This window comes from Anaerolineae bacterium (assembly GCA_016931895.1).
Taxonomy (GTDB): Bacteria; Chloroflexota; Anaerolineae; order 4572-78; family J111; genus JAFGNV01.
On the sequence record JAFGDY010000065.1, the window covers coordinates 1 to 13,988 of the forward strand.

Here is a 13,988-nt window from a genome sequence, read left to right on the forward strand (position 1 = left end):
TCAAGCCTCCTATGGTCAATTTGAACCATAGGTTATCACAAAATGCTTAGCTTTGGAAGACCCTTTTTTAGCATTGAACAGCCCTGGCATGTCAGGGGGAGTAGACAACTTAGGGGCAACCTATATCGCTGGGGCCGGTCTGGGCGCTTCAACTGCCGCCGGTTTTAGTTTGGTGATGCAGCAAGGGCCACAGCCCGGCCAAATTTTTCCTCTGGTCGGCGGTACCCAAACCATTGGTCGCGCTCCCGACAATCAAATTCACATTGCGGATGTCACCATTTCCAAACAGCACGCCGGTCTAACGGTGCAGCCGAATGGAGTTTTTATCAAAGATATGGGGTCTTCCAACGGCACTTTTGTCAACGGGCAGCAGATTACCAACGTAACACCGCTCAAATCCGGGGATACGCTCCAAATAGGCACAAATGTGACTCTGGGCGTGCAAGGGCCAGGCGGGGCAATGCCGGTTCAATCCGCAGCAGGTGATCGGAGGAGCGGCGGCCTGGGGATGATAGTGGCCGTGGTTATTCTGTTGGCCGCTATCGGCTTTGGGGGAGCGATCTGGTTTATGTGGCCGTTGTCCCAATTTAGCAGTAGCCAGGCAGAGGCAACGATTCCACTTCCCCTTGAAACTACCCTCCCCCCTGCTCCTACGCCTACAGTCACACCTACATCTGTACCCCAGGCCACAATCACATTCAACCTAGATAAAGATACGGTGCAGTTGGGGCAATGCGCCACCTTGCGCTGGAAGGTGACGCATGCCAAAGAAGTTCGTCTGGATGGCGAAAAAGTATCGGCTGAAGGTAGTCATAAAGTTTGCCCTCAAGAAGACACCACCATCTATCGTCTAACTGCCCTCTCACTTGAGGGGGAAACCGAGGAACAAGCTATCACCTTGAATGTGCCGCCCACCCCTTTACCACCACCGGGCGTTGAAATTGAATTTACCGCCCATCAGAGTACGGTTGAATTTGGTGACTGTACCACCTTGCACTGGCAGGTCAAAAACGCCAACGAAGTGCGTCGAGAAACCAAAAAAGTAGGGCTGACCGGTAGCGAACAAGTTTGCCCCCAGGAACCGAACAGTACTTACACTTTGTTGGTACAAACGCTTGAAGGTGAAAATATTGAGCGCGTGGTGACCATCAACGTACCCCCAACCCCTGTGCCCACAGCTCTCCCCACCAGCACGCCTAAACCCCAAAATCCGGTAATTGATAAGTTTATGGCCGATCAGAATGCGCTGAACCAGGGCAGTTGCACCACCTTACGTTGGCAAGTGCGTAACGCCCAAACCGTGCGACTGGACGGCAATGCAGTGGCCAATCAAGGCAGTCAACAGGTGTGCCCTACGGCCTCTGCCAACACCTACAATTTGGTAGCTACCGGGGGTGGAGGCAGCGTACAATCATCTTTAACCCTGGTTATCAATACCCCCACGCCTACGCCGGTTATCGTCTATGTCCAACCAACCCCCGCGCCGCAGCCGGTATCGGTGAGCGCGTGTGTTGTGGTTGATAATGACGGCTGTTACGTTTATCACTGGAATATCCAAGGGGTGCAAACATTACATTTTAACGGGCAGGGAATAACCTCGCCGGGCCAGAGTGGTCAACATTGCACATTTTTCCCGGAGGCCGTTTTACGTATTACGCACCGCGATGGCCGCGTTGAAGAAATTAGAAACTGGTCTCCCTGCTATTAAGAGGAGGAAAACGAATGATTTTACCCGAAGGCGCCATCTTAGAAAACCGTTACCGCATAGACCAGATGTTGGCCCAGGGGGGGATGGGGGCCATTTACCAGGGCTATGATCAGAATCTTAAAATCATGGTAGCCATCAAAGAGAACTTCTTTCAAACCCCCCAATCTCGACGCCAGTTTGAACAAGAAGCCCTGATTTTGGCCCGGTTGAATCATCCTGGTCTGCCGCGGGTGATTGATCATTTCAGCGCGGCCAATTTGCAATACCTGGTGATGGATTTTGTGGCCGGACAAGATTTGTGGCAAATGGTCAAACAGCAGGGACACCCATTCCCCGAAGCGCAAGCTGTCCGCTATATCAGCCAGGTGTGTGAAGCAGTGGCCTATTTGCACCGGCAAAACCCGCCCGTAATTCACCGCGACATCAAACCCCAAAATATCAAAGTGACGCCTAAAGATCAGGCCATACTGGTTGATTTTGGCATTGCCAAAATTGTTGAGGCGGACAGCCGCACTCGTACCGGAGCACGAGGCATTACACCGGGATTTTCGCCGCCGGAACAGTACACCGGTCAAGGCACCACTCACGCTTCCGATATATACGCCCTCGGCGCAACGCTCTACGCCCTGCTTACCGGGAAAAAACCGCCAGATAGCATTGGTCTGATGACCGGCAAAGTTCGGTTTGAATTGCCTAATACAATCAACCCCAATCTAAGCCGGCAAGTATCAGAAGCGATCAGGCATGCTATGCAAATTGAGCAGGCCCAAAGGCCGCAGTCGGTGGTTGCCTGGCAACAGGAGCTGGAATCGCGTTTACCCCCTTCCAATGAACCTATTGCGATTGAGAACATGCCTGTGGCTATGTGGTTGATTGGCCCAAACGGGCAAAATTACCAACTCCAACCGGGCAGCGTCATTTTGGGGCGGAGCAAAGATAACGATATTCCGCTTAGTGACCCGGCGGCCTCGCGCCGGCATGCTATGTTAGAGTTTGATGGACAACATTGCTTTGTTTACGATGAAGGCAGCGCCAACGGCACATTTATTAACGATCGGCGCGTCAACGATGAAGGCCATCCTTTCCATCCGGGTGATAACCTACGTATCGGCCAGACTACGTTTACCCTCAGCACCACCCCTACTGGCCCCGGAGAGCCGGTGGCTGGTCCGCCTCTAATTGTTGATGACCGGGCTGAAACGGCCCACATTGGGGTTAAAGTTGTGGATGCTGATCCTACTACTTCAGCCGCCGGTCGTCAGCCCGTAGCCAAACTCACTAACCAAGCCCAAGCCACAATGGCTCCACCACCGGAGGCTACCTTCGCTCAAACCGGGCCAACGCGCTCCAAACAAGGTATATCGTTGCTGGTCATCGGCCTTATTGTGGTGGGGGTGGTGGTTATCGGTGGTGTTGTTTCCTTTTTGATAACAAGCCGTATGACGGAATCAAAGCAGAAAAATGTGACGATTGCAGAAGAGACCCTCACCAAAATTGAAGCTACGCCTACCTCTCAACCATCCCCCGCCAGTAATATTGAGGCCACCACCACGGCCACCTGGCTGGATGAGGATGATGACCGTGACGGTTTGCTCAACCGCGAAGAAGTGGAATTTGGCACACAGCCCAACGCCAAAGATAGCGACCAAGATGGCCTAAATGATGCCGATGAAATCAGGATTCACCAGACCAACCCCCTTAACCCCGATACCGATGGCGACAGCCTGAAAGATGGGATTGAAGTAAACCAGGGCTTAAATCCTATGGACGGGGATACGGACGGCGACGGCCTCTTTGATGCCAGCGACCCGAACCCGGCGCAAGCGCCTACGGCCACTGTTTTGCCCACCAACACCCCCTCTCCTACGTTACTCCCCTCTGCCACCTTGCCTCCTGCCAATTTGCCCACCGCCACCCCCCAACCGGTAACACAAACCTCTGGCGCCGCACCGCCCGGCATTTTTCAAGATTTTGAGAGTCAAAACACATGGGAACGCGGCGACCAGCCCTACGGCGAATTTTATCGTTCCTCAACTCAAACTCACAGCGGTAATTTTGCCGGGCAATTGGATTACAACTTTCCCTCCTCAACAGATAACGACTTTGTAGTCTTTTCGCAACGTTGGACCTTATCCGGCAATCCCAATGCCATCTCGGCCTGGGTGTATGGCGATGGGGCTGGTCATTTTCTTAATGCCTGGATTAAAGATGCCGCCGGTCAAATTTGGGGGATGAGTTTTGGCCAGGTAAAACACACCGGCTGGCAAGAGATGATTGCCTACCTGGATTCCAATCAGCCCTGGCCCAGCGGTCACATCAGCGGGCCGGATAACGGCGTAATTGATTACCCCATCAGCTTTCAAGCCCTGGTTCTGGATGACGGCGTTGACACCTTTAGCGGTAGCGGTACGCTTTACATAGACAACCTGGCCAGCGTGTCCGATGCCACCGCCCCCACGCCCACTCCAGCCCCGGTCGTATCCGGCGGCGCTCAAGGCTCCGGCCCGGCAATAGTTTCCAACAATGATTATACCCTAAAAATAGGCAACAAAGAGTTCAACTATGTTGAACCCTGGGGATCGCCCGTTAGCGGCGATGTTTGCCACGCCCTCAAGTATAACGAATGGGATGACACCCAAGGAATCTACAGCCGCCTCCAACTGGAACTCATTTTAATTAACAATACCCAGCAAGCAGTAGCCGATGACTGGGGTGGCATTGAATTCATAACCGATTCCGGATATCAAGATTTTTTTTGCCGTTATGAATATGCCGGTTCCGGCCCGCCGCCGGGCGAGTCTCGTTCTATAACCCTTTTTGGGCTGATGCCCATTAACGACCGGGTGCAATATATTCGCCTTAACAATCTACCTGGCCAAGCGATTGAGCTTTGTATTACCCACAACGGAAAAGGCTGTTAAGGCCAGTCAATTTAGAGAAAATCTATCGAGGTCACAAAATGACATTATCCACAGGCGCAACTCTAATCAATCGGTATCGTATCGATCGGCTGCTTTCTCAAGGAGGGATGGGGGCGGTTTACCTGGGTTTTGATACCAAACTCAAAATACCAATAGCCATCAAAGAAAACTTCTTTCAAACTCCCCAGGCTATTCGTCAATTTGAGCAAGAGGCCCTCATCCTGGCCCGCTTGCATCACCCTGGCTTGCCGCGGGTGATACACCATTTTAGCGAAAATAACCAACAATACCTGGTGATGGATTACATTGAAGGGCAAGACCTTTGGCAGATGATCAAAAAGCAAGGTCGCCCTCTCTCCGAAACGCAGGCGGTGGGGTATATTCTGCAAGTTTGCCAGGCGGTCAGCTACCTGCATCACCAGAGTCCACCCATTATCCACCGGGATGTCAAACCCCAAAATATTAAAGTAACGCCTGATGGGCAAGCCATTTTGGTTGATTTTGGGATTGCCAAAATTGCCACAGGTGATGCCCGCACCCAAACCGGAGCGCGGGTGGCCACACAGGGATTCTCGCCACCGGAGCAATTTACAGAATTGGGCACCACCCCTGTTTCCGATATTTATTCTTTGGGGGCTACTCTGTATGCCGCACTCACCGGCCAGGAACCGCCGGATAGCATTAGCCTGTTGGTTAACCGGTCCCAATTTCTTTCCTTGGAAAAGCTCAATGTTAATTTTAGCGCCCCGGTTTCTAGGGCCATTATGCACGCAATGGAGCCAGAACCGGAAAAACGCCCCTCCTCGGTGTTGGTCTGGCAGCAGGAGTTAGAAGCCATTGGCGAAGCCCCCACCACTCTGGCTAAGGCAGACGATGTATCAATTGAGCCAGGTTGGCTGGTTGGCCCCGGCGGGCAAAGTTATCCCCTCAAAACGGGTCGTCTGATTATGGGCCGCGCCAAAAACTGTGACATCCCGGTCAACGACCCGGCAGCCTCACGCCAGCATGCCTCTCTGGAGTTCAACGGTCAACATTGCCTGGTTTACGACAACAATAGCGCCAACGGCACCTACATCAATAACCAGCGCGTTGACAGCCGGGGACACCCTTTTGAACCGGGCGACCGGTTACGTATTGGACAAACCACCTTTACCTTGAATACCACCGAACCAACACCGCCTCCCCCCGGCCAAATTATTGCCCAACCGCTGATAGACGAACAAGCTGAAACCGACTATGTGGCTACCGTACCCGCGCCTGCCCCGGAATCGAATCAACTGGCCCAAACTCAACTATCTCAATCCCCCCCGTCGGTACTCCCCGCGGCTAATGTTGGTAATTTGGTGGGCAAAACCTTGGGCAAATATCGTATTGTGGCCCGGTTAGGCAGCGGAGGTATGGCCGAAGTTTACAAAGCCTACCAACCTGGTCTGGATCGTTATGTGGCCGTTAAAGTGATGCACCAGCATCTCAGTACGGATAAAGACTTTATTGGCCGTTTTCAACGCGAAGCCCTGGCTACGGGCAAATTAACCCACCCAAACATTGTGCAAGCCCTTGATTTTGATCAAGATTCAAACATCTACTTTATGGTGATGCAATTTGTTGACGGCCCCACCCTTAAAGACGAAATCCGGGCGCGTTGGGGGCAAGGACGTGGTTTTTCTATGCCGGAAATTGCCCGTATCTATCTGGCTCTGGGAGATGCCATTGATTACGCCCACAGCAATGGGATGATCCATCGTGATATAAAACCGGCCAATATAATGATCAACTCAGAGGGTCAGGTATTACTGACCGATTTTGGCATTGCCCGGCTGCTGGGCGGCGCTCAATACACAATGACCGGTGCAATGACCGGTACGTCCGCTTATATGTCGCCCGAACAGGGTGAGGGTATGCACGTTGATGAACGCAGCGACATTTATACAATGGGTATTATTTTGTATGAAATGGCGGTAGGTAAAGTTCCTTTTAAGGGAGAAACGCACATTGCCACAATTATGCAGCACATCAAAGGACCCTTGCCACTACCCGGTCAGGTTAATCCAAACATCACTCCGGCTGTAGAGCAGGTCATCATTAAAGCGTTGCATAAAAATCCTGATGATCGCTACCAGACATCCGGCAATTTAGCCCTCGCCCTGCGTGATGCCGTTGGTTTGCCCCCGGATGACTCACTCAGAAAAAACCCTCTACAGCTAACCGCGCCACTTCCCAAAATTGATGATGAACTCGACCCGACAACAGGTACATTCACTCCGGTTTCGGGGCAAGGTGCGGCCTCAACCGACGCAACCCGGGTCAGGATGGACGGAGAAGCAACAACAACTGACACCTCACCGCGCAAAAGCGGCTTAACCCTGGCGCTGGTAGGGGGGATGACGATAGTTATTTTGGCTGCGCTGGGTGGTATCATCGCTTTTTTGAGCCTCAGTGGTTCAGACTCAAATACAGATTCCCCCACCGTAGCAGTCAATCTAACTGCTACGGCCGGCGTTGAAACCACCCAAACTGCCGAGGCTGTGGCTATAGCTCAATTGGATGAAACCAATGCTACGGCTACCGCTTCCTGGTTGATTGATGATGAGGACCGGGATGGGTTGACCAATGCTGAAGAATTAGAATTGAACACCCTGCCCGATAAACGAGATACGGATCAAGATAATATTGACGATCTGGAAGAGATCAACATTTACGATACCAATCCCCTCAAATCCGACACAGATGGCGATGGCTTAAAAGACGGGTTTGAAGTTAGCCAGGGGTTAGACCCAAACAATCAAGATACAGATGGCGATAGTTTACCTGACGCCCAAGACCCCGACCCGGCCCATACCCCCACGCCCACGCCTACCGAAACTCCCGTACCCACCCCCACGCCCCTCCCTACCGATACGCCCACAGCGCCGCCATCTCCTACTGGCGCGCCCTCTCCAACATCAACACCCACAACACCTCCGCCTACCCCTACGCCGCTAAACGAAACGGAGCGTCTGGTAGCTGAACTTATTTCCCAGACACCTCCCTTTGGGGGAGACAAAACCGGCCTCATTGTGGTCAATTGTCATCCTACTGATTCCCTGGACTGGCATGTGGAAGCGCCCAGAAACGAACACCGGTTGGTAGGTAAGGTTCCCGCTTATCACGACGGCCATTGTGGAATCAGCCATGTGGAAGGATTTTACGTTACCCAAAACTATGATTTTGGCTTTAATGCTCATTGGATGGATTCAACCCGGCATTATCTCTTTTCAAATTTTCCACCCTCCCAGATAGGGGTTATTTACTTTGATGAAAAAGGTGAGGCCGAACTGCGAAAGCTTGACGCGCATTTTGAATTTTGCTCATGGTGCGGCTAATGAGAAACCACTACGGGTATATTCCAAATGTATAAACGACATTCAGAAAGTTATGTAACCCTTGTAATGAATGAGCCTAACTTGTTAACATAATTCATCCGATTGCCCTGTTTGTTTGTCAACTTCCCCAAATATTGCCCGCCGCCACATTTGTGGTATAATACGAACATCAGTTCGCTTGAAATTGCTTCCGGCTGAAATAAAAGATGCTCATTTACCCCACCGACCGCATCCTGGTCGCTATAATGAACAACAAAACAGATTGGCAGCAGGTGCTGGACGAAGGCTGGTACCGCATTCCGGTGAAAAACGCGCCGGAAGGAACGCCCCGTTTTGACTGGCTGGCGTTTTATTTCACCAAAACCTTTGCTGCCGATAAATGGGCCATTCACTACTACGCCCGGATCGAGGGCCACGAACTGATGACGCGCCAAGACCTCATCCCTGCCCAACCCAATCACAAACGGGCCAACAACTGGTATTACAAACTCCAGCTTGGCCCGCTGCAACATAAAATACCGCCAATTGTGTCAAGCAACTGGCGGCGGATTACGTTTATTGCCACCACCGGCGACCGCTTTGAGGCCGCCGAGGAGATCAACGATTTATTTGAAAACGAGTCACCTGCCGGATGGTTGTATGTGACCTTGAAAGAAATGGGCATCCACGCCGAGCGGAATTTCCCCCTCAAAGAGGGAGGCGTGAATTATGTGGCCGACCTGGCCGTGCCCGCCGGTAACAAACAATGGCTGCCCGTTATCTTCACTTCACTCAAAGACATAACCCCCGATGCGGATGTGCTTTATCTCCCCCCCGATAACCCCCTTGAAGAAAATCTCAAAATCGTCCGGCAAGCGCGGCTGGCGCTAAAAAAGCCCTCCGGCCAAACTCAGTCGGGTAGTTCAAAATACACCGCGGGATAACCTCCGCCAACTCGTCCGACTGCCCCTCAACGTTGGCCACCTGCACCGTGATCATCAGCATACATTTTCCCTCAAAGGGCGGGGCGTTATTTTCATTTTGCGCCTTAACCAAGGCCCAGGCATCTTTGTTTACAGGCACCACCGAAGTTCGCAGGCCATTCCAGGTGAGATTTTGGGATAGCGGCAAGCCTCCAGAGACATTGCCCCACCACAAGGCCGCCTCGGTAGCTTTAACGAAACTCCCGTTGCCTGCGCCGATACTGCCCCTGCTGTCGCCGTCAAATCCGGCGGGCCAAATCTATAGGCCATGATAGGGCCTAAGGAAAACATCAAACCGGTACACACCAGGGCTGCCCCAATGATGAGGGCAAAGGCTATTTTTTGTTTGTGGTTAGACATCCCACCCTCCTTTCCCATAAGCCAGGCCATAGGCTTGCGCCAGCAGTTCCACCGGATGGATCATTTTAACCCCGGTCGCGTGGGCAATCTGCCAGCGGCACGTCTCGCTATCGCAAATCGCCACGGCCGAACCTGACTGTTTGATCTGGTCAAACAAGGGCCGGCCTACATCCATGGCAATCTGGTATTTCTCCTTTTTGTAGCCATACGTCCCGGCAATGCCGCAGCAATCAGCCTGCACGTGTTTGATAATGACCCCGGGAATCAACTCCATCAGGTCAATGGCGGGCAAACCCATATTGTGCGCCCGAAGCTGGCAGGGAAGGTGATAAGGCAGGCTGACCGGCAACGGCTGAAAATCGGTTTTCAGTTGACCGGCCTCGGCCAGTTCCAGCAGAAATTCGGAAATGTCGTAGGTTTGGTGGGCCACCAGCCGGGCGTCTTCGGTATCAATGTCCAAGATATGGCGGTAGTCTGATTTGAGGCTAAGGGTGCAACTGGTAGAGGCGCCCACAATCTTATACCCTTGCCGGGCGTACTTCACCAGCGATTTGATATTTTTACAGGCATTTTTCCGGGCTGCGTCAAACTCGGCATTGGAGAGCATGGGCAGGCCGCAGCAAACCTGTTTGGGCACAATCACCTCAAAGCCGTTGTGTTCCAGCACGGCCACGGCGGCTTTACCCACATGCGGCTCGTAATAGTTGGCGCTGCAACCGTGAAAAAATACCACTTTTTTATCAGACACCAGTCGCCGGCCCGATTTTTGATGAACGCCCCGGTACCACCCCCGAAACGTTTCCCAAGAAAAAAGCGGCATGGGGGCATGCCGGTGAATGCCCATCACTTGCTCGGTCAGCCAGCGAATGAAGGGATTGGTAAACATGAAGTTGGCCAGGGGGGCAAACGGACTGCCTAACATCCCTAACAATTCCGAACGCCCCAGCAGCCGGTTGCGCCAGGGAATGGATTTGCGCCGATACAGTTTGGCTCGGGCCTTGGCGTTCATCTCCATCACCTTCACCCCGTGCGGGCAAACCATAGTGCAAACGCCGCAGCCGCTACAATAATCCAAACTCTCATCCACCGAAATTTCGTGCGGGCTGCGAAATCGCTGCGCCTGCGGCCCCACAAACTTAGGGCCGGGAAAAAGATCGGTCACGCGATGCACCGGGCAGTGAGAGGTGCAAATATTGCACTTGATACATAAATCGGCGGTATATTGCGCCTGCTCCCAGATAGAGAGGTTGAAATCATCCTGGATATTTTCAATGCTCATAAAGAAGGCTCACTGTAACTCAAAATTTGTTTCACCACGGCGGCTGCCGTAGCCAGGGCCACCCCGCCGCCGGTGCGGCCGGCTATCCAATTTGCGCCGGCCAGCAACGCGCCCGCCACAAATAAATTCTCGGCCAAAGGCGCACCGTCTTCAGCAACCGGATTGAGCCGTCGGTTGGCCCGCACCCCGTAATCAAAAACCGGCTGGCCCTGCGGCGACAGGAACTGCGGCGCAAACCATTGGTGGCGGTCCGGGTTGGCCCGCACCGGCAGGCCAAAAATCGGCTCCCACATCCGGCCTTGATCGTCGGTTTGCAGGCCGCCGCCAAAGATGCCGCCCGTGGCCAACACATAGTTTTCGGCCGCAAGTGGTTTCAAACGGCTGGCCGTTTCCAGCCGGATTTGCCTGACCCGCCCGTTTTCAATTATTCCATCAACCACTTTACCGCCAATGAGCAACCGCCCCCCGGCCTCCAGGAAAACTTTTTGCAAAGCTTCAAATAAACGGCGGCCCGGCGCCGATGGCGGCAAGGTGCTGATTTCAAAAACAGGTTTGCCCAGGCGCTGCTGCAAATCGGCCAGCACATCGGCGTGTTGGGCTAACCCCAAAACCGCCGGAAAACCAATCCGGCCATAACCCCGGCCTTTATTTTTGACAGCCCTGACCACCTGCTGCCGGAACTGGGGCTGCTCAAAAGCGGCGGCCAACTCAAGGGGGGTGACGTTCATTTTGCCCGCCACGGGAGCGGGCGCGTCAAGGGTTAGCGCCGCCGCCTGCACTCCCAATTTTTGCTCGTTCAGGTTTTGAGTCATCAACGCCGGATAAAAATCGCGCAACTCTTTGAAGCCCACAATGAGCATCCGGCCCCTGACATTCAGGTCGCCATTGGCCATCGAGGCCGGAGCCAGGCAGGTGGGATGCACGGCCCCGACCGCGCCGGGCAACAGCCAATTCCGGTCAACAACGCCCCGGTAATCCAGCTTCCCCCGGACCAACTCCAAAAACGCAGTTAGCCCGGCCCGAATATTATCCGGGCCGGCCAGATGGTAAGGGTGTTCCGGCTTTTCGGCCAAAAAGTCGCTCAATTTAGCCAAAGGGTTATCCACCGGCGCCGGCGAATCCGCCGGTTGAAAGCCTAACACGTCCATTGCGCCGGAAGATAACAACAACGCTCCCATGCCCTGGGCCACCAAAAGCACTTTTTTATTGGCCCGGGCCAATTGGCAGGCCGCGGTCAGGCCGGTCAGGCCCGCGCCAATCACAATTGTTTCGTACTTGCTCATATCCTTTGGCCTTTCTGTTAGCAACGAACAACAAAGGGCACACGACGAAACCGCGCCCCGCGTCAGGGCAGTTCAAAATAGCCTTCGGTCTCTATCTCGCCCACGCGACCTTCAGCCCACCGCCTCAAATTTAGGGGCAATTTATCCAAACCCAGCAACCCCTGATAAATGCCCTGGTCTAACTGCGCCTGGCGCAAATTTTGGCCCCACAACACGGGCAACATTCCCTTCCACCGTTCCTGCAAAAAATCAAGCAGGGCCTGGTTGACCTGTTGCGCCGGAAGGTTTTTTTGCTCCTGCAAAATACCCGCCGCCCGGTAAGCGCAGAAACCGCCCTGACACGGGCCCATCCCCACCCGCAAATCGCGGCGCAGGTCATTGATAATGTTTTGCTCATGGCGGGCCAGGCCGGCCTCAATTTGGGGCCGGGTGACCAACTCACATTCGCAAATAAGTTGCTCTTCTATTCCGGCTTTTTCCACCTTTTCCAAACGGCTTCCCAGCCGGTGGAACGCGCGCCTGCCCGGGGGAGAAAGAATGGTGTCGGCGGTGCGGCCGGCACGTTTGGTGTTGAGTTTTTGGCACACCAGGTCAACCGTTTCCGCGGCCATCAAACGATAGGTGGTCCATTTACCGCCGGTAATGGTGACAAAATTATCCACCCCATCGCGGGGGGCATGGTCTAACAGGGCGTGGCCGCGCGTGAGCGAGCGCATATCTTGGCCCACATTTTGTTCCTGGTACAGGGGGCGCACCCCGGCCCAGGCCCGCAGGGGGCGGAACCGTTTGAGAGAGGGGATCAAGGCCGCGCCGTTATCCAGCATCTTCCGCACTTCCCAATCCTCAATGGCGTAACAATCCGGGTTGGGCACGCTCACCGAGGTGGTGCCAATAACGGCCACCGTGCCAACGGGCACCAAAATATCGCCGTCTCCGACGGGCCGGCAGCGATGAATAATGGTGTTCACCAGCCGGTAGTTCATGGCCACCAACGTGCCCTTGCTGGAATGCACCGTCACCCGGCAACCGGCCAGGGCCGCCACCCGGCCGGCCCATGGGCCGGCGGCGTTCACCAGCAGATCGCACGCCACCCTCATTTCTTCGCCGGTAACAGTGTTTTTGACCGTCGCCCCGGTCGCCCGGTCCTGTTCAACCGTAACCCCCACTACTTCGTGGTACAGCAAAATTTCCGCGCCGTATGCCGCCGCCGCCTCAACCAGGGTTTGACAGGTTTCCCAGGTTTCCACGCTGGCATCGGGCGTTAAAAAACTCCGCCTAATTTGAGGATTAAGCAGCGGCTCCCGGCGCAGGGCCTCGGCCACAGAAATTTCCTCGATGGGAATGCCGACTTCCTGGCATGTTTGATAGAGCGCCTCGGCGTAATCCGGCGGGTCTTCCGGCGTGACCACAAAAATATGGCCGCAATCCTCGATACAGTGGGGCAGGATTTTGCGTAAAATAAAATTTTCCCGAATGCACTCCCGGGCCGTTGCGGCGTCTTTGACCGCATACCTGGCCCCACTGTGCAGCAGGCCGTGGAACCGGCCAGAGGTGCCATTAGATAATCCGCCCCGTTCTAACAAAATACACTTGAAGCCCCGTTGAGCCAGGTCAAAGAGAACGCCGCAGCCGGTCACGCCGCCGCCAATAACCAGCACTTCTGTTGATTTTTTCATCAGCAAACCCCAATTCTTTCGCCAAAAAAAGAAAAGCCATTACGGGCCACAGTGGCTCATTTTACACCCAAGGTGAATTTTTTCCTACTTTATCGCTCACCCCCAGGAGACGACAAATTGACGTTAGTAAAACGGCCATCCGGCGCAATCAAAACAACGCCCAATAAGGACGACGCCATAGGTTCAACAGCAGAATCATAGTTGACCCCCACCTGCAAATCGTACAAGCCAGGAGGCAGATTGGCCCTGGCCAGGGGACAACGGCTTTGGACAATGGCTTTGGGTGTGTCCACTTCAGCGACAAAACCAGGAGCCAGAGTACAAGTCAACCACTGCCGTTTTCCGCCAACGGCGGTTGCGCCCGGCGGATAAACGCCCCGGGTAGGCGCCAGGCCCACCAACAATTGAGGCGCTGGCGAGGCCAAATTCTGCCAGAA

9 protein-coding genes are annotated in these 13,988 nt (G+C 54.0%); 4 read left to right on the top strand and 5 right to left on the bottom strand.

Annotation, left to right across the window (positions count from 1 at the left end; translation table 11 throughout):
- Nucleotides 1-88: 88 nt before the first annotated feature.
- The 4 genes from JW953_05095 (at nt 89) to JW953_05110 (ending at nt 8,914) form a co-directional block, all read left to right on the top strand.
- Nucleotides 89-1,708 (top strand): FHA domain-containing protein, encoded by a 1,620-nt coding sequence (locus tag JW953_05095; GenBank protein MBN1992058.1) that lies wholly within the window; start codon nt 89-91, stop codon nt 1,706-1,708.
- 14 nt (nt 1,709-1,722) lie between these two features.
- Complete coding sequence (locus JW953_05100) at nt 1,723-4,629, top strand: protein kinase (GenBank protein MBN1992059.1); 2,907 nt, start codon at nt 1,723-1,725, stop codon at nt 4,627-4,629.
- A 38-nt stretch (nt 4,630-4,667) separates the two neighbouring features.
- The gene (locus tag JW953_05105; protein ID MBN1992060.1) at nt 4,668-7,991 is read left to right on the top strand and encodes a protein kinase; all 3,324 of its coding nucleotides are present in this window, start codon (nt 4,668-4,670) and stop codon (nt 7,989-7,991) included.
- Between the two features lie 206 nt (nt 7,992-8,197).
- Nucleotides 8,198-8,914: a hypothetical protein gene (locus tag JW953_05110; protein MBN1992061.1), complete on the top strand. Its 717-nt coding sequence runs from the start codon at nt 8,198-8,200 to the stop codon at nt 8,912-8,914.
- 129 nt (nt 8,915-9,043) lie between these two features.
- Here JW953_05110 and JW953_05115 read toward each other — a convergent pair whose 3' ends face one another.
- The 5 genes from JW953_05115 to JW953_05135 all read right to left on the bottom strand — a co-directional run bounded on the left by JW953_05115 (nt 9,044) and on the right by JW953_05135 (nt 13,976).
- Entirely contained in the window at nt 9,044-9,313 is a 270-nt protein-coding gene (locus JW953_05115) for a hypothetical protein (protein ID MBN1992062.1), read from the bottom strand.
- Nucleotides 9,306-10,592, bottom strand: a complete 1,287-nt coding sequence (locus tag JW953_05120; protein MBN1992063.1) for an anaerobic glycerol-3-phosphate dehydrogenase subunit C — start codon at nt 10,590-10,592, stop codon at nt 9,306-9,308. The genes JW953_05115 and JW953_05120 overlap by 8 nt, the downstream gene beginning before the upstream one ends.
- A complete protein-coding gene (glpB, locus tag JW953_05125; GenBank protein MBN1992064.1) occupies nt 10,589-11,875 on the bottom strand; it encodes a glycerol-3-phosphate dehydrogenase subunit GlpB in 1,287 nt (428 codons plus the stop codon). The genes JW953_05120 and glpB overlap by 4 nt, the downstream gene beginning before the upstream one ends.
- Before the next feature lie 62 nt (nt 11,876-11,937).
- Entirely contained in the window at nt 11,938-13,554 is a 1,617-nt protein-coding gene (glpA, locus tag JW953_05130) for an anaerobic glycerol-3-phosphate dehydrogenase subunit A (protein MBN1992065.1), read from the bottom strand.
- 86 nt (nt 13,555-13,640) lie between these two features.
- Nucleotides 13,641-13,976: a hypothetical protein gene (locus JW953_05135; GenBank protein ID MBN1992066.1), complete on the bottom strand. Its 336-nt coding sequence runs from the start codon at nt 13,974-13,976 to the stop codon at nt 13,641-13,643.
- Nucleotides 13,977-13,988 lie beyond the last annotated feature (12 nt).